Here is a 23,979-nt window from a genome sequence, read left to right as displayed (position 1 = left end):
AAGTTAAAAGATTTTGATTATGGAAAAAACGTCAGTTCTTGCTATTACTAAAAATGGTGTAAAAATTGGAGAAAATCTAAAAAAACTATTTCCAGATTGGAGTGTATTTGCTCCATCAAAATTAACAACTGAAGTAACAGGAATTACCTGGTATTCTGAGCCTACAACAGAAAAAATTGTTGAACTTTTTAAAAATAATAATGCGTTAATCTGTATTTTTTCATTAGGTGCAGTAATTAGATTAATTGCTCCATATCTGAAAGATAAAAAAACAGATCCTGCAGTAATTGTGATAGATGATAAAACAAATTTTGTAATCAGTGTTTTATCTGGACATATAGGAGGAGCAAATGAGCTTACTGAAGAGATTGCAGAAAAACTAGGAGCTTTATCTGTAATTACCACAGCAGCTGATGTAAACAAAACAATTGCAGTAGACCTAGTCGGAAGGGAATTTAATTGGAAAATAGATGATGATTCTACTGTAACAAAAATTAGTGCACATATGGTAAATGAAGAACCAATAGGAGTATTTCAAGAAGCAGGGAATAGAAATTGGTATAAAAAATTACCAAAAAACGTTATAATTTATGAAAAAATGGATGATTTAAAAAAATCAAATTCCAAAGCTAATCTTATAATTTCTGATAAATTAATTGAGGATGAAATAATTAATGAATCCGTAATATATCGTCCTCCTAGCTTGGTCATTGGAATTGGACTGCATTGGGATACTACAAAAGAAACCATTAGAGAGGGAATTGAATTTTGTTTGGAGAAATTTAAACTAAGTTCAAAATCAATTGCAAAACTAGTATCAATAAAAAAACCAGAGGACGTACAAGGACTAATTGATCTTGGAAAAGAAATGAGAATACCAGTAGAGTATGTAAATAGAGAAGATTTGGCAGAAATTTCAGCTCCAAATCCTTCTGAAACTGTAAAAGCCTTTGAAGGAACTGCAAGTGTTTCAGAAGCTGCTGCTATCAAAGTATCTGAAGGTCAATTAATAGTAGAAAAGCAGAAATTCCCACCAAATTTGACTATAGCTATAGCGAGGATTATGAATTGAAACGAGGATTATTGTTGATTGATAGAGGAAGTAGAGAAAGAGAAGCATCTGAAGAATTAGATGTGATTTGTAAAGGAATTAAGGCAAAAGGTGACTATGTTTTTACTGATTTTTGTTTTCTAGAGGTAGAACCACCATATATCGAAGATGGTATTCCTAAATCTCTAAAACAAGATATTGATTCTCTTACTATAGTTCCATATTTTTTGTATCCAGGTAAAAAAGTGAAAATTGCAGTTAGTGAAGTAATGAAGTATCAAAAAGATACCAAAGTAAAATTTGTTGTTACAAAACAAATGAGTATGCATAAAACTTTGGTAGATGTTGTTGAAAATAGAATATCTACAACACTAGAAGAAAATAAAATTACACTTTCAAATAATGAAGTAGATGTAATGATTATTGGACACGGTAGTAAAGATCCTAATGCACAAAGATCATTAGATTACATTGTAAATGAATTAACAGATTCATACAGAAATGTTAGTAGATGTTGGCTAGAAATAGAACAACCTGATATTTTTGAAGGGATTAAGAAATGTGAAAAAGACAATCCCAAAGTATTGGTAATTGTTTTTTATTTTCTTCATGAGGGTGCACATGTTAAAACTGATATTAACAATGATTTGATACCAGCACTTGAAAAATCATCTATAGAAAAAGCATGCATTACAAAACATATAGGAACAGATCAGAAAATGATAGATTTGATATTAGAGAGAGCAAAAGAGGTAGAAGATGCAAACTAAGAAAGGTCAATCAATTGAGGATGCAAGCATGCAAATGATTGAAGATGAGATTGGTTCACATGAATTTAATGAAAAAGAATGGCCAATAGTTAGAAGAATTATCCATTCAACTGCAGATTTTGATTTTGCAGATAAGAACAAGTTAATTTTTCATAAAGATGCAATTGAAAGTGGAATGAAGGCTTTGAAAAATGGCTGTAGTATCGTTGTTGATGTTAACGGAGTGATTGGAGGAATGAACAAACAAAATCCAAAAGATTTTGGGAATGATGTAATTTGTAATATTTCAAAACCTGAAATCATGGAATTAGCAAAAAAAGAAGGAAAAACACGCTCACAAGTATCTATGAGAGCAGCAATTTCAGATATTGATGGAGGTGTTGTGGCTATTGGTAATGCACCTACTGCATTACAAGAAGTAATCCAAATGGTCAAAGAAGGTATCGTAAAACCTGCCTTAATTATTGGAATTCCAGTTGGATTCATCTGTGCTGCTGAATCAAAAGAAGAATTAGCAAGATTGGAAGAGACCCCATTTATCACAAATCTTGGTCGTAAAGGAGGAAGTTCTTCAGTATCTGCTACAATTAATGCAATTTTCAAACTAATTAGAGCAGAATCATCTCTTTGAAGATTTTATACAATTTTTAACAAAAATTTCTGCATAATTTGAACTATCAAAATACAGATGACCATATGAGGCCATAGTATTATCTTGAATTAGTCCATCTTGATGTGTCTTAATCCCCTCACCTATTTCTAAAGCATAAGCAAATTTTGAATCAGATGAAACAGAATCTAAATGAGAGTAGTGAAATTCATGTCCTTGAAAATTATGTAATTTTTCTGCAATAGTATTTTTTGAAATAATCTTACCTTTAGTATAATTCAGTCTCATTTTATTTGTCATTTTTGTTTCAGCATCAAATAGTCCAATCATTTTGTATTTTTTGTTTTCAGATAAAATAGATTTTGTCAAATACATCAATCCCCCACACTCAGCATAAATAGGAAGATTATCTTCAGACAATTTTTTTATTGATTTTTTCATAATTTGGTTTTTTTCAAGGGAATTACCTAAAACTTCAGGAAAACCACCACCAATGTATAGACCATCACATTTAGGAATTTTTTTATCTTTAACAGGACTAAAGAATTTTAATTTTGCACCTTCACGGCGTAATGCTTCTAAATTATCTTGATAATAGAAATTAAATGAAGTATCAAGTGCAACAGCAATAGTTGTTTTTGTTTTCTTGTATTTGGGTTTCGTTTGTTTAGGAAGATCAGAAGAATTTTTTGCAATTTTTATAATTTGATTTATATCGAGATTTTCTGAAATTATTTTAGAGATTTTTTTAATTTGTTTCTTAAGAACTTTGTTTTCTAATGTTGAAATTAATCCAAGATGCCTTGAAGGCATATTCAATAAAGGATCTTTTGGAATAATACCAATAATCGGAATTTTGTTTTTTTCTAGTGCACTTCTACATAGAAGTTCATGTTTTTTACTGCCTATTTTGTTAAGAATTATTCCAGATATACGAGAATTTCTATGAAATTTTAAAAATCCTAGAGCAGTTGCGGCAATGGAACGTGAAGTTTTACTTGCGTCAAGAACTAGTATCACATTAGACTTGGTTAATGAAGCCACATGATGAGTGCTAGCATAGTTTGAATCACCACCAAATCCGTCATAATATCCCATGACACCCTCTATAACAGAAATACTAGATTTTGAATTTAAAAGAAAACTATTCAAAAGTTGTTTCTCACCCATCAACCATGCATCCAAGTTGAAAGTTTCATGTTTTGAAATACTTGATAGATAACCAGGATCGATATAATCCGGTCCAACTTTAAATGGTTGAACAGTAAAACCCTTTTTTTGTAAACCATAAATTATAGAGCAAGTAATTGATGTTTTTCCTACTCCACTAGTAGCACCTGCAATAACAATTCTAGGAATTCTCAATTGCATGACTAGAACCATTTTTTATTTAAATTGATAGATTTCTGAAAATCCTCAATGTTTTTAGTGAGACTCATTAGATGTGATTTATGGAAAAAGACGGTTTAACCATTGTTTATACTGGAAAGGGTAAAGGAAAAACAACAGCAGCGTTAGGGATTGCATTACGTGCAACAGGATATGAAAAGAAAACTTGTATGATTCAATTTATCAAAGGATCATGGCATTATGGTGAAATGGATTCATCAAAGAGACTTGAACCTGAATTTGAAATGGTTGCAGTAGGAAAAGGATTTGTTGGAATAATTGATGATAAAAGTCCAAAAGAAGATCATGAACAAGTAGCTAAAGAAGCAATTAGGATAAGTAATGAAAAAATTCAATCAGGAAACTATGATATTGTTATTTTAGATGAGATAAACTATGCCGTAAATCTTAATTTAATTTCAGTTAATGATGTTGTAAAAATGATCAAATCTAAACCAAAAGGGGTTGATTTGGTACTAACAGGTAATTATGCTAAAGATGAAGTTATTGAAATTGCAGATCTAGTTACAGAAATGAGAGAGATAAAACATCCATTTCAACAAGGAATCAAAGCAAAAGAAGGAATTGATTTCTAACCAGCAAACATTAATTTACGCATAATAGGGTTTTAGAAGAAATGTCTACTGAAATCCAAGAAATGCCTGAACAGGGTGAAATCGTTCTTGCAACAGTTACCAAAGTAATGGATCATGGAGCATATGTTACTCTAGATGAATATGATGATATTCAAGGATTTTTGCATATTTCAGAAATTGCTCCAGGTTGGATTAGATCAGTTAATAGATTTGTTAAAGACGGGGAGAAAAAAGTACTTCTTGTAAAAAAAGTAAATGCTCAACGTGGAGATATAGATCTTTCATTAAAACAGGTATCAAAAGATCAAAAAAAGCAAAAGCTAAAAGAAGTTAAGAAATTTGAAAAAGGAAAAACTCTACTTCAAAATGTTCAAGAAAAAGCAAAATTAACAGATGAGGAAATTGAAAAATTGGAAGATAGTATTTATTCAAAATTTGATTCTGTTTATGATGCATTCATCTCCATTGGTAGAAATGGAATTGAATCTGTAAAAGACTTGAAAATCGCAAAAAAAACATCTACTGTTATTGAAGACATATGCTCAAAAATTAAACTTCCTTCTGTAGAAATTAGAGGAATTATGGAAATTACAAGTAATAAATCCGATGGGGTTGAAATTATTAAAAAAACTTTGCTAGATATTATCAAAAAAGATTCTACTGTTGATATTACTTATCTTGGAGCACCAAAATACAGACTTTCAATTACTTCAGAGGATTTCAAATCAGCTGAAAAATTACTAAAACCTATTGTTGAAGAAATTCAAACTAATATTCAAAAGAAAAAAGGAACATTTAGTTTTACAAGAGAAGATTCAAAGAAAACAAGAGAGAATTAAAATGAGATTTTTACTCAGGAAATGTACCAAGTGCCATCATTATACTTTAAAAGAAAAATGTCCTAAATGCAGTGAAGAAACAGTTTCTGTTCATCCAGCAAAGTTTTCACCTGATGATAAATATATGAGATATAGATTAGCTGAAAGATATTCCTAAGATGTAGATTTGTAATCTTTGTTTACCTCATAAACAAAAACACCAAGCATAGGTCCAGATTTTTCTTCTGTAAATCCAGATGATGCATATACTAATTTTAATGGTCCATCACCATCAGAAGGATATTTGATGTCTTTTTCATAAATTCCCATCATTCCAGGTCTAAATGTTAAAGATTGTTGATTCAAATCATTAGGATTAACATAGCCAACAATAGAAAAAGGCATCATTTTTCCAAGTAAAGTTTCATTCCAAAAATATTCTGTTCCACTAGTTCCATCAGGATGTAAGTATTTTGAAGTGTCATGTCCTGCAATTTTCATAAACCAGACTTTTTTTGATTCATCACCACCACCATTTAGAGTGTAAAATGAAGTAGGTGTGTTGAGATTCAATTTTTCTCCAGCTACAAATATCAAAACATAGTCTGCCTGCATGTCGTTAAGAGTATTCCAAGCAGTGTCAGGATCACTCAATAACATTTCAGCAATATTTTGAATTATCTTTGTATTTACTGTAGAATTATCTGATAATGATGCTCTTTCTCCCATTGTTGAAATCCAATATCCATAATCCCACCATGAAGCAAAAACAGAATCCTGTGGAGTATTGTTTTTGATCCAACTCAATGTATCTAACCAATCATTTGTAGAAATTTGATATCCAGCTCCACCATTCATAATTGTAGGTGGGAGATTTGTAATTGAATGAGGTTCAGAACCCACTGGATATATCATAGGAACGAGTAGTAGAATAATAATTCCTGCAGTAAAGGGTAATTGAATAAATTTTCCTATAGGTTTTTTTGATTTTGGTTTATTTTTGAATATTTCTTTAGTTAACATGGTTAAACCCAAAGAAGATAAGAGGATGATTGAAACTGAAGCAAATACTTCAAGTCTAACAAATGTAGCGCTTACATAAACCCCTACGACTCCTAAAATTAATGAAAATGCCAACATGTCATTTTTAATGAAATTCGAATTTTGTATTTGGATATTTTTGAATAATAACCAAATGCCTATTCCTGAAAAAATCATCAAAACAGAATGGAACAAAAAGGATTGTGCTATAGTAGTAGTAGCATGTTCTGATACTGAATCAACTAATGGATCTGTAGTTGTCAAAAATGGATTTAAAGCATTAAGATATCTATGACTTGGTAGAGGTAAAAATTCAGAATTTAGTATTAGTAAACTAGACGATATAATTAAAATTCCAAGTAGAAATAATAATCCATTTCGAATTTTATGTTTAGAACTTCTATTTTGAATAAGTATACAAGAAACCAAAAAGAATGTAGGAATGATTAATGAGATTCCACCTAAACCAAAAATAAATCCAGAGCTAACTCGTTCAAAACCCAATGAAACTAAAATAGTGGAAATTGTATAGATTGGAATAGCCCAAATGATGAATTTATGATCTGCTCTCAAAAAAGGTAAAGCAATAAAGAAAATGCCAATTGGAATGATAAAAAATTGATTTCCTCCCCATGCTGAAATTGAAAAAGTAGTAAAAATTCCAGCACCAATTAATTTTAAAATTGCAATTTTTTTATTTGAAGAGTTTATTCCACTTAATAGAAGATATACTGCTAAAAGACTAAAAAATAACCCCAATGGTTCAGATTTGAACCATCCAATAGGACTACGAATTAAAATTGGAATAGAAACTGAGAAAAGAAGCGCTGAGAAAAGTCCTGCAGTAGTACCGCCAATTACTCTAACTAATGCAAATATTACAATTGCAGATAAAGATGAAAAAATAACAGGGAATAAGATAGTAAAATCATATAGATCTGATCCTCCTCCAAAAATAGTATACGTTAGAGCCCCAGTCATATGAAGAATAACTTGAGAAGTAGCTGATACGTCTCTACCATGAGGATACCAGCTAAGTCCATCATTCCATTCAAAATACTCAGTTATTCCATTATCAACAATATACTGAGTAGCTCGATAATTGAAAAATGGATCAAATTCATTTAATTCAAATCCATATTCAGCAGGTTGAGCACGAAGAAGAAATGAAATTGTGAAGGATAAAGATAAAATTCCAATAATTAGAAGATGGTTTAATTTTAAATCAAAATTACCTATTGAAATAAGTTTAGTATTTGCTAACAATTGATATTTTTCTAAAAACTTTGCTTATTACTCTTTGTATAAAATATATTAAAAAAATTACAATTATGGAGCATATTTTCCTTTAAGAATTGTTTCTTCAATAATATGATTTTCCATTGCAGATTCAATTTCTTGTTTAGTTGAACCATTCTTAATATCTAATTTTTGATCTAATGCATATAACTTGAAAAAATACGTATGTTCTTTATCAGGAGGGGCAGGTCCACCATATCCATTCTCACCAAAATCTGTTTGTCCTTCTATACAATTTTGTGGAATAGAATTTTCAATAAATTCAGAATTTGTAGGATCAATATTCCACACAACCCAATGAACCCATATTTTTCCTACTGCACCCATTGCATCAGGATCATCCATTATCAATGCAAGTGAGACTGTATTATTAGGAATATTATTAATTTTTAGATGAGGACTAATGTTTCCATGTTTATATCCATATTTTTTTGGAATAGTTCCACCATTTTCAAATGCTTTACTTTCTAGATAAAAAGTCATATCATTTAATAGAACATCTTAAAGTTAAATATTTCTAAGATTCTAAAACTATTTTGTTATTTGAAAAAGACATTATTGAGCTTCCATTATTTTTAATCAATTTTTTTAGCTCTTTATCCATTGTTGCTACAATTACTCGGTTATCTTTAACATAATCAAGTATTTCTTTATCTGCAAAAGAACCAAAAATTGGAATTTTTTTCCAATTTTTTATATAATTTAAAGTTGATTCAATGTCTTGTTTTTTTTCAGGTTTTTTTTCTAATTCTAATAATTCATTTTTTACAACTTCAGGAACAACAAAAGTGATTTGACCTATTTCTACATCCAATTTATCTAAATTTTTGATTCTATTTGTGGCTAAATGGATTAAAAAATTTGTGTCACAGATTACGTCAACCAACTATTCCTGCACCAATCAATCTCCATCTTTCAGCAATTCTTCTACTAATTGCTACGTTGCCACCTTCAAAGATGCATGCTGGTCTCCTTAATTCAATTTCTATATTCTTTGATTTTACTTTAGTAACCTTGCCTAATATAGGAGCAGTACCAATGTTTAGTCGAAGTAATTCACCAGATTTTATTGGTAGAACTTTGATATCTTCAGTAACACCTACAGCAGAATCAAACAAATTTACTTCTAATTTTAGTAAAGTAGAATTTTCAGGTAGTGTACCAGGTTTTCCAATTACTGAACCAATAAAAGAATCACTTCTAGTCATAGCAGGATCTAACTTTGTTCCAATAGCAACTAGACCGCCAGGTTTTACAGATTCAACAATACCTGCCGCAGTTCCTAATGAAGTAATTTCAGTTAGAAGTGGTTCGTAAGTCTTTTTCTTTTCATTCAAAATTCCTGGTTTAATCTCAATTTCATCACCAACATTAAAAACTCCTTGAGTTAAACTTCCTCCAATTACACCACCTTTGATATCTTTTAATTTTATTCCAGGTTTGTTTACATCAAAAGAACGTAAAACATGCATTACTGTATCTGCTTTTTCATCTCTTTCAGGTGTTTTGATTGATGATTCGATTGCTCCAATTAACGCGTCAATGTTTAATCCAGATTGTGCAGATATTGGAATAATTGGAGCTTTTGCACCATGACTTCCTTTAACAAATTTTGTAATTTCTTGGTAATTTACTAAAGCTTCTTTGTAAGAAAGTAAATCGACTTTATTTTGAACAACGACTATTTGTTGAATTCCAAGAGTTTGAAGAGCTAAAAGGTGTTCTTTAGTTTGTGGTTTGGGTACTTTCTCATTTGCTGCTACTAATAGTAAAGCCCCATCCATTAAAGCAGAACCTGAAAGCATATTTGCCATAAGACTTTCGTGTCCAGGACTATCTACAAAACTAACAACTCTAGATAATTCACTTTCTTTTCCACAATTATTACACTTTGGAGTTGTAGAATATCCTAATGGTTCTTCACATTTTTTGCACTTGTAAAAAGCAGCATCAGAATAACCAACACGAATTGTGATTCCACGTTTTAGTTCTTGACTATGTACACTAGTCCAAGAACCAGTTAAGGCCTGAATAAGAGTAGTTTTTCCATGATCAACATGACCTGCAGTTCCAATGTTAACACATGGTTGATAGCCATATTTTTTAATGTACCAATCAGGAAGAGTTTCTCTCCAATGCATGAGTCAAAAAGTTAAATCGGTATATGTTAAGTTATTCTTTTTTATCTTCAGTTTTTTCTTCTGCTGCATCTTCAGCAGGAGCTTCTACTGGTAATTCTCCATCAAATTTACAATTTACTTGATAGATTTCTTCGGATACAGTATTTCCTCGCATTAACTTTCTTTTTCTTTGTCCAGCTTCTGCATCTTGTAATCCAACTCCTTTAGAAAGCAAAACTTTTTTTCTTGCTGCACCATGAACATCATTTCTCATAGGAACGCCAGATTTGTCACTTCCTCCCATAAGTTTTAATTTTCCAGTTAATCCAACAATTGATGCATCAGTTTCATTCCCTAGCTGTAATCCTAACAAAGGATTAGCATCACTATCTTTGAGTTCTTTTGAAATAGATTTTCCTTTAATGTCAGAGATGGTAAGTTTGAAGTTTGCCAATTATTCCAAAAAAAAGTTGAACGACTAATTAACCTTTGGACATTATTTTTAAATTAAGATTAATTGAGATAGGCATGGTAGAAGAGATCAGATGTCCAAGATGTGATAAAAAAATGGTTGACATGCAAGCTTGTCATATGTTTTGCCCAAACTGTGGAGCTCATTTAGATTGCTCAGATAAAGGAAGTTATTGGTAATTAAATTCCAGGTCTGTCTGGAATATATTCAGACGACATATTGATTGCCTGATCTTTCATGATTTCAAGATAAGTTTCATAATCTGCTTCAAAATTACAATGAGGACATTTTACATTTGTTACATCATCATCTAATATTGCAACTTTCTCACATTCAGGACATCTTGCATCCATATTTTGAATTGTCAATTAAGATATTTAATCATAGTTAATGAATTTCTTCTAGGCGGAGTTAGTTTAGTCTGGTATGACGTCAGCTTCCCAAGCTGAAGGCCGCGGGTTCAAATCCCGCACTCCGCATTAAAGTTCTCTAATTGCTTGTTCTATTATTCCTCTATCAGGGGCTTTTGGGTAATATTTTAAATAATTTTTCAAATCTTCTTTCGCACCAGAATAATTATTTTGTTTTTCTCTAAGATAAGCACGATTTTTGTAAATTTTTGCAGAACGTTTTGGGTTAATTTCTATTGCTTTTGTATAGTAATTTTCTGCTTTTTCAAATTGGTTTGTTTTTAGATAAAAATTTCCCAGACCATTAAAAGTAAGATATGATTTACCGTTGATTTGTAAACATTTTTCATAATATTTGATACAGTCAGGAGAATTTCCTGCATTTAGCATTGCACCTAACAGATTTAATGCAGTAGAGTTATTTCCATCAAGTTCTACTGCTTGTTTTAAAGATTCTAGGGCTTCGGTAGTATTTTTTAAAATATTTTGTTTTTCAGAAATTAAGCATAAGCGATTCGATTTTTTATTTACATCATTTTCAAGTTGTATTGATGAAAGAATATCAGATGGAGCTAAAATAATTAGTAATTTTCCTTCTTCAGACCATTCTTTCTCAAAAATATCTTGGGGAATTGCACCTTCTTGTTGTTCTCCTTCTTTATTCCCGGTCTGAATATAATGTAAAATTGTTTTTTCATTCTCATCATAACCAGTAATTACAGATGCATGTTGAGTGATTTCAGGAATTCCAGGAAGAATTACAATGGGTGGAATTCCAAGATCTATAATTTTTTTTAATTCAGTTAGTGATGAATGAACTATTTTACATGTTAAACCATGTCTTTCTGCAGTTTCAATTCCTTCAATCAGTATACTACCATCAAATCCAGAATATTTTTTTGCTGAATCTATGGCTTCTGCCATAGGTAAATCAATATTCCAGTATTTTGATACGACGTTTATTGGTAATGGGAGGCAAATATTTTCTTCTTCAACAAGGGGTAAAAGTAATTCATGATTTTCTTCGTCCATAAATTAAAGAAATTTTGAGAGTTATTAAAATCAATCAGAGCAAACAAAATTTTTCTATCAAATCATTTCCATCTTTACTCATTTCAGGGTGAAACTGAGTTCCAAAAATTGGCTTTTTTTTATATTGAATTATTTCAAATTTACAGTTTTTTGATTTAGCAATCGGTACTAGTTCTCTAGGTAATTTGGAAATTTCATAGCCATGACTCTCAAAAACTTCTATTGAGCCATCGCAAATGGAATTATCCATTAGAATTTGTATAGATTCATTTCCTTTTTGAAGAGATGGAGATTTTCGAATTGTTCCCCCTAAAGATAGTGCTAAAATTTCTGCACCATAGCAAATTCCAAGCAGTTTGTTATTATTATTAATGGAGTGTTTGATAATTTTGGAATTAATTTTATTAATCTTTTTTTCATTTCTTCTTCTTCCAGAAAGAATGAATGAGTCATATTTTGATATTGAATCTAAATTTAATGAGTGAGGGGTTTGTTGTTCAAAAGAAATATTTTTTTCTGTAAGAAAATTGGTTAAATTTTTTGTGTAAATAGAACCATTATCAACAACAAGTAGCAATTAGTTGCCAACCTCTATAGAGATATAGTGTATCTCAGGAAGTTCATCTTTTACTAATACAGTTCCAATGTTAAGATTAGTATCTTCTTGCCACATGAAGACTCTGTCAGTTCTTGGTTTTACAAAGTCATCTATGAATTTATTTAAGAAGTCTTCAGTATCTGCACGATCACTTTCAGTAAAGAAGAACAATTCCCCTTCATTAAATGATAATGGGATCTGAATAGATGTTGGTTCAGAAACAGAAATACCATTTGTTTCAAATACAGACTTAATTATATCAATTCTATCACTTCGAATCAATTCTACATAATCATCATCTGCAGTAGTAGTAGTAGATGCTACACCAGAAACTTTCTTCAAGTATGCTTCAAATGCTTCTTCTTGTGTTTCACCTAATCCAACAAAGTATTCGCCATTGAATGCAGCTCCTACTGCTGCAATAGTTCCTAATTGAGCAACTACTCCACCAGCACCTGCAGTGTATACAGGAATAAAGTAGATATCATGATCACCAACACGGTATAGAATATTATCACCAATTCTTGGATTTCTCAAAAGGGTCTTTAATTGAGCAAATTCAGGATCTCTATCTAATGCTTCTCGCACTGCGGTAGGACCTATCAATTTAGTCGTAGAATTTAATGGAACTTCATAGAATTGCAAGTTTCCTAGATTTGTAAGATCATTTTCAACTACCATATATCCAGCAAGGTTTCTACCTTGAGAACCTCTTAATTCCAACGAAAGTAATCCAACAAATTCTGTTTGATCAAATCCAGGAGGTTTTGCTTCTACATAATAGGTATCAAGACCACGTGGAATTTCATAAAATTCGTTAGCTTGAATAAAAGTTTCAACGTTTGTTACGTGGTAAATATTATACATCTCTGTTTTCCAATTAAATAATTCAACGGGATATCTAATTTGTTCTTCTAACCATTGTGGCATAGGTTGGAATTGTTCAGAGTATTGACTAGCAAACATTTCAGTAAAGAAATCATCACCAGTTTTCAGTAATTGAATATCGCCATTGTAGGAATCAACTAATGCATAACCTACTAAACGTAAGTACGGATTACCAACAGACCAAGGAACATCACCTGTATCAAATCCAATAATTAATGGAATTAACCAGTAAGAATTTTCACCATCAGTTACAGGAAGGGAATCTAATTCTTTTCCAAACAAATCATAGAGGAAATAAGGATATAGTGTTTCCATTCTATCATGTACATCTTTGTATCTCATAATGTGAACTGATTCACCTGGAAATGAAAGCAAAAAGTTTGGCTCAAAAATCCAACTAAGTGGTGGTGATACATCCAATCCACCTAAACCAGAATACGATACGCCACCAAGTTCAGCACTATTATCACCTCTTGAGTTTGGATAACCTGACCAGGTTTGTTCAAACAATCCACCTTCACCATAGTAAATTTCTCTTTGTTTGAAAAATTCACTACTATCAACAATCTGACCATCAGTAGCCTCTAAAGTGAGAAATCCATCTGGAACATGTGTATATACAAGATGCTCATTGTACCATCTATTTTCAAGACTAACAGATGTTGGTAAAATTGGCTTCATTGAAGCAGTCCAATACAATGTATTGTTAAATCGAAGAATATCATTATCTTCAAAGTCTACATACGGAATTAGACCTATCTCTGGCTTTAATTTAGCAAAAGCAGCCTCCCAATCCCATACTCGAATTACATCAAGTACATCAGAATTTTGCTTTACATAATTTTTGATATTGTTTGCAGAAACAGAAGTTAGTTGTACATCATGAATATTTTCTTGAACGTTATTTAGCTCACCAAGATAACGATTTACACCAATTTGTTGTGCAGTATATGGTCCCAAATATTCAATTTTCTTTGCATCGGCAATACTGTTGTTTACTGATACAAATCCTGCAATAATAATTGCAATTGCTATAATTGTTAAAAATCTGATGTAAACATCTCTCTTAAACATATGAGTTAGTACACGAGCACGAATTCTATCAACTAGCGAAAATGCAATTAAAGCAAAACCAATAACAAGTGTACCACCAATAACATATCTTGTGTTATAATCAATTTGATCTGTAAAGAAGAGATTGATACCAGCCCAAATTACACCAATACCAATAATTCCTTCAATTGTTGATACATAGTTTAGATATCGTGGTTTACCTTCATTGGAATCTTGCATAAAGGAAGTAATGACATGAATTATTCTATGAATTCCAACATACAATACTAAACGAAGTCCTATAGCTGCAAGTAATGGGGGAATCAAAATTACTAAAGCGGGAATCATTGGAACTACATTTTCAGCTGCATAGTTTGGATTATTCTCAGGAGTTACAAATGGTAGAGAAAATAATGATGGTAAGTTTTCTATTCCCAAAGTATTTCCATCTATAAATGACATTGCTGCAAATCCAAACATAATATTTGCAAAGAAAGCTCCAAAAAGCAAAATCTTTGTGATTTGCCAAATTACAAATTGAGCAGAGGATAATTTGTAATCTCTAAAACTTTTCAAAGTATTTGAGATAGGTTGTTGTCCTCCACTTCCTAAAAATCCAATTCCTGTACTAATGGCATACCAGAAAATTGAAGATCTTCCTGCAATGTTTACTCGAACTAGAGCAATCGCTGAAAGAATAATTGTCGAAACTAGTGTATAGTAAAGAGGTTTTGTGAATTGATCGCCAAATTCTGTGAAATTCATTGATAAAATAACTGCCTGATTACCAACCATAGTGAAAATCACTATTCCGATTATGGCTACAATACCCAATCTGATGTATTTTCCAGCATCAGGAGGAGGAGCTTGCTTATCAGTAGAGGCGCTATACAAAACTAAATTTTCTTGAGATTTGGTAAATTAATGTCTTACCGGTAAAATCAAGCTATTCTAGCAAGTTTTTTACAAATCATATAGGCTGCAGCAAATGTTGGAATGGTAATTTTTTCGTTATTGTATGGACCAAATTTTTTATTTTTTAATTTGAATTCTATTGGACAATTTGCTAAAATTTCTACAGTTTCATCACTAAGAAAAGATGCTTCGATGTATGGATCAAATTTTTCTAAATCATTGCATTGAATTTTTGCAAGTCCACTCTTACTGTTTATAGATCCAGGTAATCTAAAAATTCTATGAATATCCATAGTTACATTTGGATCAATTTTTACACCAATATTATCAGATGCATCATCTAGAGTTTTTTGGAAAGATGAATAACCATTTGCCAGTAATTCTGTAATTATTTTTGAGCGTTTAGATTTTGATCCAAAAATATATTTTGAAAATCTTCCTCTCCAACCTTTATCTTCAAAATCAGGAAATGATGCTCTATTTGGTTTAATTTTTTTCATTCCAAAAGATTCAGGTATGATTCCACGAAATGAAATGTAATCTGTTAACTCTGATCTTTCTCTAGAGCCAATTTCTTGAAATTGTGAATCATATACATAAACATGAAATCCTTCATTTCCTGAAAAATAAACATGGATATTTTCTTTTGATACTGCAAGATCATCAATTAAAACTTCAGATAGCTTTGTAACTTCTGTTTTAGATGCATTAATGCAATTATTACAAGGTAAAGATTTTTTTTCTAATTTTGTGGAATTACATTTTGTACATTGGGAAGAATTTTTTGATACTTCATTACATTCGTTACAAATTGAAACTGTATGACTTTCTCTACATGGCAAATTAAGATCTTTCGCATCAATATCAAAAATAAGATCTGCTTCTTTCCAATCTTTTTCATTCATTGGTAAATTTGGAAATGTATAGTATGCATTAGAACAATAAACGTCTGAAGGAATATTTTGTATTAGCATTAGATGTAATTCTTTATCATCTTTAATGGCAAGATGTCGAGTCATTCCTGAATTGAATTTTTGATAGCCAAATTCACGTTCAGAGGTTCTTTCAGGTACTTTGATTTGATCAAAATGATCAAAATAGTATTTTTTAAAAGAATTTTCTAGAAATTGTATATCAGTTTCTTGCATTATTTTTTCTTCCTTCCAAATTGTAATGGATTGATAATGTTATCACATTCAGATGTTGCAAAGCATAGATCTTGTGTTTTTAATTTCTCACAAGATGGACAAGAGTATTGTGTTCCAGCACCAGATGTGCCTGCTAAATGATTTAATTGATAAAGTGTTACACGTTCGTTATAATCAGGTGCATTTTTGAACAAGGGAGCAATTTGTTGAACAGATTGTCCTTTTGATAAAAGAAATGTTGCAAGCATAAATCTTCCAGAATGAGGAAGGTTTTCACCCTTTTCAAGAACTTCTATTGCATGTTTTATGCATGGAGGATATTCTCCAGTAGTTACAGTATAGGTTACAAATTTTTTAGATAATGAAACCAATTTGTTTACTGAATCTTCAAAACCTGGAATCATTGTAGGAGTTCTTGCATTAACAATTTTCGAATTGATGTATGTTCCTAATTCTTTTCTTATCAATCTAACAGTTTCGTGTGGAGAAAGATAGACTTGTCCATTTTCTACATGACGGTTAATTAATTTCCATTCTCTTTCATGAAAATTAATAGAGTGTTTTAGATAATTAGAAACAGGAATAACAAAGAAATCATCTAATTTTTCTACTTGAACTGAAAAAAGATCGTCTATTACTCTAATTGCAAGTTGATTTTTAGATTCATCTGAAATATTTGCAAGATCTTTTTCTAAATATTTTTCAGCTCGTCTTGCCTCAGCTAAAGCAAATCTTTTGATTAGAGTATGCATGCCACTAAGCTTCAATAGAACAATTGCTAAAAGAAAAGAAAAAACTTCTCTTGGTAAAGCAGCTTCTTTAGATACATGATCTCCATCCAGATCAGATTTGTAGATTTTACCATCTGCTGCGACTCTAATTCGCTCATATGCCTTCTCAATTAGGTGCTTTAGGTCAGGATCTGAACCAAACTGTTCAAGTGAAAAGCCCTGATCTTTAAGATATTGACCAGCATCAGCCAAAAAGGGGTATTTTGCAATTTCATCTTGTCCAAGTTCAAGCATGAAAGTAATTTACTGAGTTTACTTAAAAATCTGATTTTTGAATTTTGACTCTGGTTTAAATTATGTTTTAAGGAATACTGGTTATGCAAGTAGGATGTCATGTTTCAATTTCTGGTTCAATTGATAAATCTGTAGATAATGCTGTTGAAAGAGAATGTTCTGCATTTCAAATTTTTACAAGAAATCCAAGAGGTTGGCATGCAAAAGATTTGACCAAAGAAGACATTGATAATTTTAAATCAAAACTAAAGGCAAGTAAAATTGATCGATTTGCAACATGTGCACATATGCCATATTTGCCAAATCTTGCAACACCAAAAGAAGATGGGTTTGAAAAATCTGTTAAAACATTAATTGGTGAATCTGAAAGATGTGCACAATTAGGGATTCCATATTTAGTAACTCATCTTGGTAGTCATCTAGGAACTGGAGATGAAGCTGGAATTAAAAAACTAGTCGAAGGTTTGACAAAAGCTGGAAAAGCAAAAAATGATGTAATGATACTATTAGAAAATACTGCAGGACAGAAAAATTCTATTGGTTCTGAATTTGAACAGTTGGGAGAAATTTTCAAACAACTAAAACCTGCAAAGAAATTTGGCGTTTGTTTAGATACTTGTCATGCATTTGTTGCAGGATATGATTTAAGAACAGATAAGGATGTAAAGAATACTTTTTCACAGTTTGATAAACATGTAGGAATAGATAATTTGAAAATTCTTCATCTAAATGATGCAAGAGGTGAACTAGGGTGCAATCTTGATAGACACTATCATTTAGGATTAGGAGGTATCGGAGAAAAAGGAATTTCAGCTGTAGTAAAGTTTGCAAATAAGAAAAAAATTCCTATAATTTTAGAGACTCCAATTGATGATGACCGGGATGACTTTGAAAATGTCAAAATAGCGAAGGAATTTGCGTAGAAATTTATTTCATGGGTGAATTGATGTTTTAATGGACTATGAAGCAGTAATGAAACTAGCACTTGAGCGTGGGTTTTACTTTCCTAGTTGTGAAGTATATGCTGATGCTCAGGCTGGATTTTGGGAATATGGTCCATCAGGAGTCAGTTTGAAAAATAAATTTCTTGAGTTATGGAGAAGAGAACTAATCAGAAGAGATGGAATGCTTGAAATTGATGGTTCACAAATAATGTCAAAATCAGTTTTTGAAGCTTCAGGGCACTTGGGAAATTTTGCAGATCCAATAATCAAATGTACAAAATGTAATTCAACTTTTAGAGCAGATAGAACTATTGCAGAACTTACACAGATAGAAATTCCTGAAAGTGCAGATTTGGAAGAATTTGATAATGCAATAGCACAAAATAATATCAAATGTCCAAAATGTAAGGGTGATTTTGATAAAACTAAAAATTTCAATATGATGTTTAAAGTTGGTATTGGTCCAGAAGAAGAAGAGGCATATCTACGACCTGAAACATGTCAATCAATCTTTGTAGATTTTCCTAGACTATACAAAACTATGAGAGGTAAACTTCCTTTAGGAATTGCTCAAGTAGGAAAGAGTTTTAGAAATGAAATAGCTCCCAGACAGAGTCTTCTTCGTTTAAGAGAATTTTATCAGGCAGAAATCGAAGTATTTTGTAATCCAAACAAACTAACTGAGATGGAAAAGTTTTCAGAGATTGAAAATGTGACAATTAGAGTTCAAACAGATTCTGAACCGGTCTCCATGACATGTAAAGAGGCAGTAGAATCAGGTGTTGTTCCAAACAAGTTTGTTGCATATTATTTAGGAATACTAACTGAATTTTATGAAAAAACTGGTATTGATATTTCAAAAAGCAGGTTTAGAAAACTTGGTGATAAAGAAAAAGCATTCTATGCTGAAGTTGCATTTGATTTTGAAGTTGAAACTACAATTGGATGGTTAGAACTTGTTGCCTGTAATTACAGATCTGATTATGATTTGACCAGTCATGCAACAAAAAGTAAACAAAAATTTGAGATTATGGATGAGGACGAGAAGGTATTACCGCATGTATTTGAGATATCAATGGGAATTGATAGAAGTTTGTACACAATTTTGGAACATAGTTTGCAAGATGATAAAGAACATGAAAGAATTGTTCTATCATTAAAGCCATATCTTGCTCCTATGCATGTAGGGATATTATCTTTAGTCAAAAAAGACGGTCTCAAAGAGAAAACAGATGAGATTTATCTTCAAATTAAAAGAAAATGTGATGCATTTTTAGATCATTCTGGTGCTATTGGCAGACGTTATAGAAGACTAGATGAGATTGGGGCACCATTTGCAGTAACTGTAGATCATCAAACATTAGAAGATGAAACTGTAACAATTAGAAAAAGAGATTCTATGGAACAAAGCAGAATAAAAATTTCTGAATTAGATTCTATAATTTCTGAATTTATTGCATTTCCATAAATTTTAAAACTAAATTTTCAAAAAATTAACTTCTAATCATCATCATCTTTATCATCAGATAATGTTGTAATGTGTAATACTGCAGCTTTTGATGACTTTTCATCATAAGTGTATGCATCTCTATCACTACCTTGACCATCAGTAATTATGAATACCATTGAATTGTCTTCAGACCAATTTGGTCTGTTTACAATTTCTTCTAAGATTGATGTAATATCAGATGTTCGTTGATCAGATTTTGATTTATTATCATCCCAATCTGGTATATTCCATGTGACAGATGCACTTGTTAGTGTTCTAGATGAAATACCTCCATCAGAATTTGTAAATGTTGGGGCATCATCTATGTCTTGACCATAAATTGTTACTACAGAATTGCCACTATCTTTGTCTTCAGATGTAAATTGGATGTATGCACTCTTGATTATTTGCCCTTGCACAAGAGGAATATCATTGAATCGTAATCCTACATATTCAGATTCTTCTACTAAATCAAGATCACTACTTTTTAGTTTCATATCTAGAGGATTATCTGAATCATTTCCTTCCTCTGCATCATCAGAGTCTCTATTAATTTTGATTGAGAATTCAACCTCTTCTAATAACATTTCTTCAGTAAAGTCTATTGCACATTTGAGAACAGTGTTAAGATCTTCCAGTATTTCAATTTCTTCTAGTGCTTGAAGTTTGTGTTGTTCATGTTCTGCAGCTTTTTCGAGATTGCCTTTTGCTATTTCTTTATCAATTTTTTCTTGTTCTTTTGCTGCTTTTTCCTCTAATTTTTCAATTTCTTTTAGATTGTCTTTGATGTCATCTAAGATATCATCAAATGTTTCATCAGTTAGATTATCATAAGTAAATACAATAGTCTGTGACCAATCAACAGAAATTGTGCCTATGGACATGTTAATTACAAGTATTTCCTTTCCATACATTTCAATTAGTGATTCATTACTAGAAATTTCTGCTCTAAGTTCATCGGCTTTTGCCTGATACTTTGTTGCCTTTTCTGGATTACCCTCTAGTGCTCTGTCAGCTTTTGCTTGGAAATAATCAGAAGTTTTTTGATATTTGGCGGCTTTACTTTCTTTACCATCTTCAAGGGCGTCATTTGCTTTGTCTTCATATCTGTCTGATTTTGCCTGGTAATATGCTGCCTTTCTAGTGTCACCTTCTAAAGCTTGTTCTGCTCTTGCTTCATACTTGTCTGCATATTTGTCTAGTTTTCTATTTTCATATTCCAACTTTTTAATTTCTTTTTCTAATTTCTCTGCTTGTTTTTCATAATCCCTTATGATTTTGTCATCAAGATTTTCTTGGAGTTCTGGAGTTGTGAATTTGTCATTAAGATCATCTATGAATCCATTACAATCATTGTCATATGTATCTGGAAGTTCTAATGCACCCATGTATACTGTAACAGGATTTGCTCCAAAGAAGGGATTCAAAGGATCTGTCTCCATTACATCTAGACAATCCCCATTACCAGCAGTGAAACCATCACCATCTAAATCAAATCCTTCATCAATTTCTCCATCACAATCATTGTCTTTACCATCATCACGTTCATCATTTCCTAAATAATTGAATTTATCATCATCATCACAATCGCCTAGATATTCTGCTTGACCATCACCATCATTGTCAATTTCTTCATCTAAAAGAATAGTATCACAATCATTGTCAAATCCATCAAGAATTTCTAAATTACCAGGGAACATTGTAATGTTAGTATCATCACAGTCGTTGTCTCCTGCATCTTCAGGAATTCCAAACCAACCATTAATGTCAAATGTTCCATCTATGAAATTATCTCCATCATCATCAATTTCGTTTGAAGGTAGTACATCATCACAATCATTATCAATTCCATCTACGATTTCTTCAAAGTTTGGTGAACGTTTAGGATCATTATCATCACAATCCAAGTCAGCAAAAGAGCCATCAGCATCACCATCTAATTCATTTAATGGAATTATTCCATCACAATCATCATCTATTCCATTAAGTTGTTCTGGTGCTCCAGGCCAAATGTTTAGTCCTTCAATTGGAATATCATTACAATCAGCCTCTCCTAAAACTTGTAAAGATCCATCCCATCCACCAAGAGGATCAAATATGCCAGAGATGTATCCATCACCATCATGGTCAATCTCTTCGTCTATTAGTAAACCATCACAATCATTGTCTAAACCATCAACTATCTCTGTTGCTCCTGTAAATACAGTTGAATCATCATCTTTACAATCAAATCCTAATCCAGAACCATCAGTATGATATCCATCTTCATCAAAGTCAGTAATACCAACGTCAACAACACCATCACAATCATTGTCAATTCCATCTCCATCTATCTCAGGTAATCCTGGACTTCTTGCAGCATTATTATCAGCACAGTCTTGATCACCTTCTACAAGTGGCCAAATTTCTTGAAATTCTGCTAAGGTTACATCAAATATACCCTCAATGTAACCATCACTATCATCATCTGTTTCATTGTCTGGTAATCCATCAATACAATCATTTGGTATACCATCAACAATCTCAGTATTTCCCAAATATCTTGTAGCACCATAAACATCTCCATCATCACAATCTCCTCCGCTAGTGACAGATGGATCTCCAAGCCAAGTCAATTCATTATAATCTAAGGATGGGATTTGGAAATCACCATCTGTATCAAGTTCATTATCTGGAATTCCACCAACACAATCATTATCTAGACCATCAATAACTTCAGGATTTCCTGGGAACATTACAGATCCATTATTTAATGGATCATCATTACAATCAACAGATGAATCAAATCCATCCATGTCTTCATCACTAAATCCTTCATCTACTTGATCATCACAATCATTATCTTGACCATCAAAGACTTCAGGATTTCCGTGGAAGTTATTTGGATCCTGATCATCACAATCTGTTTGAACCACTTCTCCATCTCCATCATTGTCTACTTGAGAAACAAGAATGCTCACAGTGGATGTGATTAAGTTGTTATTTTCATCTAAAACAGATGCAGTAATTTGATGTGTTCCCAGATGTGTTAATTGGTAAATAAGCGGAGAACCAGTGCCTATAATTCCTTCATGATTTGATAACCACTCGATTTCGTTTGATGCACCTACAGGAAAACCAGTGGCGTTTCTATCTTGACCAACACCAGTAAATGTTGTAGGTGAAAAATCAGATTCAATACTACCAACATTAGGTGAAATTATTGTTAATTCAAATCCACAAAGATCCTCAGGAACTGTACCTTCCCAGTTTCCAAGGATCAAACCACATTCATTCTTTATTTTATTATTATTTGTAAGAATAATTCCATCAGTTCCATCAAAAGTTGCAATTTGAGCTTCATCAGATGTTAAAGTCATTGTACCTTCATTTACAAAAGTACTAAGATTTCGAAGTTCTCCTGAAAATTTTATTTCAAGAAAGCCATTGTTTGTAAATAGAGCATCATTAATGATTAATCCTCCTAATTTGACTATTGAAGTAAGAGAACTAGAAAATCCACCTTCATGAATAAATTGTCCTGAAGGATCTATATCTAACGTTCCGGAGTTAGAAAACGTAGAACCTGAAGTTGTTGTTAATAATGCAGGTTCAGTATCACTTCCTGCAATGTTAATAAAAGCACTTGGAATTTTATTATTTAATTCTCCATCATTTACTAATGTTGTTACATCAATTCTTCCATAATTGTTTATGATACCATCAATATCATTTGAAAAAATATTATCTGTTGATAATGTACCATCGTTGACATTAATTGTATTAAAATTATTGATTAAACCACTAATTGTGAATTCTCCATCATCATTATTGTTTAGTATACCAGAGTTGTTTACATCCCCTGAACCACTAAACTCAAAGTAATTATCAAATTGTCCTGTTTCTAAAATATTAAAAGTGCCTTGATTTAAAATTCCTGCATCTTCTTCAACAGACATTTCTCCACTAAGATTTATAGTTCCTAAATTTTCAATTCCTCCTGAAACAGTTAGAACCGCACCTTCTTCAATGTTCAAAGTAGTAAATCCAGAAATGATTAGAATGTTAGCTGTTTCTTCATCTTCTTCAAGTCCAATCTCTGCTTCTACACCATCTGGAATTGAACAGGTAAGAGGACTAGTACTCCACAATCCTTCCAAATCAGTACAATTTTCTTCATTTAGTTGAAGTTGAGCTGCATGAGCAGAAGGAATCAACCCTGAGACTCCAAAAATAATTGCACCAAATACTAGTGTAAACAGTACAACCTTACTTTGCATATACTATATTGTCTGTTTCAGGAATAAAAGGCAAAGGCAAATATCCCAAATC

At 31.7% G+C, this 23,979-nt stretch carries 22 protein-coding genes and 1 tRNA gene; 10 read left to right on the top strand and 13 right to left on the bottom strand.

Annotated features, from left to right (window positions below):
- The first annotated feature begins 19 nt into the window (after positions 1 to 19).
- Genes C5F47_RS00475 through C5F47_RS00465 form a run of 3 tightly spaced genes read left to right on the top strand, consistent with a single transcriptional unit; the run spans position 20 to position 2,452 of the window.
- Positions 20 to 1,072, top strand: coding sequence for a cobalt-precorrin 5A hydrolase (locus C5F47_RS00475; RefSeq protein WP_179360968.1), 1,053 nt, complete (start codon positions 20 to 22; stop codon positions 1,070 to 1,072).
- Positions 1,069 to 1,821, top strand: a complete 753-nt coding sequence (locus C5F47_RS00470; RefSeq protein ID WP_179360966.1) for a sirohydrochlorin chelatase — start codon at positions 1,069 to 1,071, stop codon at positions 1,819 to 1,821. Before C5F47_RS00475 ends, C5F47_RS00470 begins: the two co-directional genes overlap by 4 nt.
- The gene (locus C5F47_RS00465) at positions 1,811 to 2,452 is read left to right on the top strand and encodes a precorrin-8X methylmutase (protein WP_179360965.1); all 642 of its coding nucleotides are present in this window, start codon (positions 1,811 to 1,813) and stop codon (positions 2,450 to 2,452) included. Before C5F47_RS00470 ends, C5F47_RS00465 begins: the two co-directional genes overlap by 11 nt.
- Here C5F47_RS00465 and C5F47_RS00460 read toward each other — a convergent pair.
- Entirely contained in the window at positions 2,441 to 3,796 is a 1,356-nt protein-coding gene (locus C5F47_RS00460; RefSeq protein WP_179360963.1) for a cobyrinic acid a,c-diamide synthase CobB, read from the bottom strand. The two genes, C5F47_RS00465 and C5F47_RS00460, sit on opposite strands and share 12 nt — an antisense overlap.
- An 86-nt stretch (positions 3,797 to 3,882) precedes the next feature.
- Here C5F47_RS00460 and cobO point away from each other — a divergent pair, with 86 nt between their 5' ends.
- Genes cobO through C5F47_RS00445 form a run of 3 tightly spaced genes read left to right on the top strand, consistent with a single transcriptional unit; the run spans position 3,883 to position 5,412 of the window.
- Complete coding sequence (cobO, locus tag C5F47_RS00455; protein ID WP_179360961.1) at positions 3,883 to 4,416, top strand: cob(I)yrinic acid a,c-diamide adenosyltransferase; 534 nt, start codon at positions 3,883 to 3,885, stop codon at positions 4,414 to 4,416.
- Positions 4,417 to 4,457: 41 nt separating this feature from the next.
- A complete protein-coding gene (locus tag C5F47_RS00450; RefSeq protein ID WP_179360959.1) occupies positions 4,458 to 5,255 on the top strand; it encodes a translation initiation factor IF-2 subunit alpha in 798 nt (265 codons plus the stop codon).
- A 1-nt stretch (position 5,256) separates the two neighbouring features.
- Positions 5,257 to 5,412: an RNA-protein complex protein Nop10 gene (locus C5F47_RS00445; protein ID WP_179360958.1), complete on the top strand. Its 156-nt coding sequence runs from the start codon at positions 5,257 to 5,259 to the stop codon at positions 5,410 to 5,412.
- Here C5F47_RS00445 and C5F47_RS00440 read toward each other — a convergent pair.
- From C5F47_RS00440 to C5F47_RS00420, 5 genes are all read right to left on the bottom strand, one after another.
- Complete coding sequence (locus C5F47_RS00440) at positions 5,409 to 7,541, bottom strand: STT3 domain-containing protein (RefSeq protein ID WP_179360956.1); 2,133 nt, start codon at positions 7,539 to 7,541, stop codon at positions 5,409 to 5,411. The genes C5F47_RS00445 and C5F47_RS00440 overlap by 4 nt on opposite strands.
- A gap of 63 nt (positions 7,542 to 7,604) precedes the next feature.
- Positions 7,605 to 8,057: a YbhB/YbcL family Raf kinase inhibitor-like protein gene (locus tag C5F47_RS00435; RefSeq protein WP_179360955.1), complete on the bottom strand. Its 453-nt coding sequence runs from the start codon at positions 8,055 to 8,057 to the stop codon at positions 7,605 to 7,607.
- A 34-nt stretch (positions 8,058 to 8,091) separates the two neighbouring features.
- Positions 8,092 to 8,460: a type II toxin-antitoxin system VapC family toxin gene (locus C5F47_RS00430; RefSeq protein ID WP_179360953.1), complete on the bottom strand. Its 369-nt coding sequence runs from the start codon at positions 8,458 to 8,460 to the stop codon at positions 8,092 to 8,094.
- Complete coding sequence (locus C5F47_RS00425; protein ID WP_179360951.1) at positions 8,453 to 9,715, bottom strand: translation initiation factor IF-2 subunit gamma; 1,263 nt, start codon at positions 9,713 to 9,715, stop codon at positions 8,453 to 8,455. The genes C5F47_RS00430 and C5F47_RS00425 overlap by 8 nt, the downstream gene beginning before the upstream one ends.
- A gap of 31 nt (positions 9,716 to 9,746) precedes the next feature.
- Positions 9,747 to 10,148, bottom strand: a complete 402-nt coding sequence (locus tag C5F47_RS00420; protein WP_179360950.1) for a S6e family ribosomal protein — start codon at positions 10,146 to 10,148, stop codon at positions 9,747 to 9,749.
- Positions 10,149 to 10,222: 74 nt separating this feature from the next.
- On the opposite strand from C5F47_RS00420, the gene C5F47_RS09700 reads away from it, so the two are divergent.
- A complete protein-coding gene (locus C5F47_RS09700; protein ID WP_281361083.1) occupies positions 10,223 to 10,345 on the top strand; it encodes a hypothetical protein in 123 nt (40 codons plus the stop codon).
- Here C5F47_RS09700 and C5F47_RS00415 read toward each other — a convergent pair whose 3' ends face one another.
- Entirely contained in the window at positions 10,346 to 10,519 is a 174-nt protein-coding gene (locus C5F47_RS00415) for a zinc-domain-containing protein (protein WP_179360949.1), read from the bottom strand.
- Between the two features lie 52 nt (positions 10,520 to 10,571).
- Here C5F47_RS00415 and C5F47_RS00410 point away from each other — a divergent pair.
- Positions 10,572 to 10,645: transfer RNA gene (locus tag C5F47_RS00410), tRNA-Gly, on the top strand.
- Here C5F47_RS00410 and C5F47_RS00405 read toward each other — a convergent pair.
- The 5 genes from C5F47_RS00405 to C5F47_RS00385 are packed head-to-tail and all read right to left on the bottom strand — an operon-like array spanning position 10,646 to position 17,235.
- Entirely contained in the window at positions 10,646 to 11,608 is a 963-nt protein-coding gene (locus tag C5F47_RS00405) for a tetratricopeptide repeat protein (protein ID WP_179360947.1), read from the bottom strand. It abuts the tRNA gene before it with no gap.
- Between the two features lie 34 nt (positions 11,609 to 11,642).
- The gene (locus C5F47_RS00400; protein WP_179360946.1) at positions 11,643 to 12,185 is read right to left on the bottom strand and encodes a type 1 glutamine amidotransferase; all 543 of its coding nucleotides are present in this window, start codon (positions 12,183 to 12,185) and stop codon (positions 11,643 to 11,645) included.
- Positions 12,186 to 15,041 (bottom strand): UPF0182 family protein, encoded by a 2,856-nt coding sequence (locus tag C5F47_RS00395; RefSeq protein WP_179360944.1) that lies wholly within the window; start codon positions 15,039 to 15,041, stop codon positions 12,186 to 12,188.
- A 47-nt stretch (positions 15,042 to 15,088) separates the two neighbouring features.
- Positions 15,089 to 16,210: a DNA primase small subunit domain-containing protein gene (locus C5F47_RS00390; RefSeq protein WP_179360942.1), complete on the bottom strand. Its 1,122-nt coding sequence runs from the start codon at positions 16,208 to 16,210 to the stop codon at positions 15,089 to 15,091.
- Entirely contained in the window at positions 16,210 to 17,235 is a 1,026-nt protein-coding gene (locus C5F47_RS00385) for a DNA primase (RefSeq protein WP_179360941.1), read from the bottom strand. Before C5F47_RS00385 ends, C5F47_RS00390 begins: the two co-directional genes overlap by 1 nt.
- An 83-nt stretch (positions 17,236 to 17,318) precedes the next feature.
- Between C5F47_RS00385 and C5F47_RS00380 the strand changes: the two genes are divergently transcribed.
- A complete protein-coding gene (locus C5F47_RS00380) occupies positions 17,319 to 18,158 on the top strand; it encodes a deoxyribonuclease IV (RefSeq protein WP_179360940.1) in 840 nt (279 codons plus the stop codon).
- 31 nt (positions 18,159 to 18,189) lie between these two features.
- Positions 18,190 to 19,647, top strand: coding sequence for a glycine--tRNA ligase (gene glyS / locus C5F47_RS00375; RefSeq protein ID WP_179360938.1), 1,458 nt, complete (start codon positions 18,190 to 18,192; stop codon positions 19,645 to 19,647).
- 32 nt (positions 19,648 to 19,679) lie between these two features.
- On the opposite strand, the gene C5F47_RS00370 is transcribed toward glyS, so the two are convergent.
- A complete protein-coding gene (locus C5F47_RS00370; RefSeq protein ID WP_179360936.1) occupies positions 19,680 to 23,927 on the bottom strand; it encodes a putative metal-binding motif-containing protein in 4,248 nt (1,415 codons plus the stop codon).
- Between the last annotated feature and the right edge of the window lie 52 nt (positions 23,928 to 23,979).

It is taken from the genome of Nitrosopumilus cobalaminigenes (genome assembly GCF_013407145.1).
GTDB classification, from domain to species: Archaea; Thermoproteota; Nitrososphaeria; order Nitrososphaerales; family Nitrosopumilaceae; genus Nitrosopumilus; species Nitrosopumilus cobalaminigenes.
Note: the sequence above shows the minus strand (reverse complement) of the source record. Positions and strands in the feature narration are given on the sequence as shown.

What these genes read in the sequence shown, in the direction of transcription:
- glyS (WP_179360938.1), top strand. Translation starts at nt 18,190, where the DNA reads ATGGACTATGAAGCAGTAATGAAACTAGCACTTGAGCGTGGGTTTTAC.
- C5F47_RS09700 (WP_281361083.1), top strand. Translation starts at nt 10,223, where the DNA reads ATGGTAGAAGAGATCAGATGTCCAAGATGTGATAAAAAAATGGTTGAC.
- C5F47_RS00475 (WP_179360968.1), top strand. Translation starts at nt 20, where the DNA reads ATGGAAAAAACGTCAGTTCTTGCTATTACTAAAAATGGTGTAAAAATT.
- C5F47_RS00385 (WP_179360941.1), bottom strand. Translation starts at nt 17,235, where the DNA reads ATGCTTGAACTTGGACAAGATGAAATTGCAAAATACCCCTTTTTGGCT.
- C5F47_RS00425 (WP_179360951.1), bottom strand. Translation starts at nt 9,715, where the DNA reads ATGCATTGGAGAGAAACTCTTCCTGATTGGTACATTAAAAAATATGGC.
- C5F47_RS00465 (WP_179360965.1), top strand. Translation starts at nt 1,811, where the DNA reads ATGCAAACTAAGAAAGGTCAATCAATTGAGGATGCAAGCATGCAAATG.
- C5F47_RS00390 (WP_179360942.1), bottom strand. Translation starts at nt 16,210, where the DNA reads ATGCAAGAAACTGATATACAATTTCTAGAAAATTCTTTTAAAAAATAC.
- C5F47_RS00435 (WP_179360955.1), bottom strand. Translation starts at nt 8,057, where the DNA reads ATGACTTTTTATCTAGAAAGTAAAGCATTTGAAAATGGTGGAACTATT.
- cobO (WP_179360961.1), top strand. Translation starts at nt 3,883, where the DNA reads ATGGAAAAAGACGGTTTAACCATTGTTTATACTGGAAAGGGTAAAGGA.
- C5F47_RS00405 (WP_179360947.1), bottom strand. Translation starts at nt 11,608, where the DNA reads ATGGACGAAGAAAATCATGAATTACTTTTACCCCTTGTTGAAGAAGAA.
- C5F47_RS00445 (WP_179360958.1), top strand. Translation starts at nt 5,257, where the DNA reads ATGAGATTTTTACTCAGGAAATGTACCAAGTGCCATCATTATACTTTA.
- C5F47_RS00415 (WP_179360949.1), bottom strand. Translation starts at nt 10,519, where the DNA reads ATGGATGCAAGATGTCCTGAATGTGAGAAAGTTGCAATATTAGATGAT.
- C5F47_RS00380 (WP_179360940.1), top strand. Translation starts at nt 17,319, where the DNA reads ATGCAAGTAGGATGTCATGTTTCAATTTCTGGTTCAATTGATAAATCT.
- C5F47_RS00450 (WP_179360959.1), top strand. Translation starts at nt 4,458, where the DNA reads ATGTCTACTGAAATCCAAGAAATGCCTGAACAGGGTGAAATCGTTCTT.
- C5F47_RS00370 (WP_179360936.1), bottom strand. Translation starts at nt 23,927, where the DNA reads ATGCAAAGTAAGGTTGTACTGTTTACACTAGTATTTGGTGCAATTATT.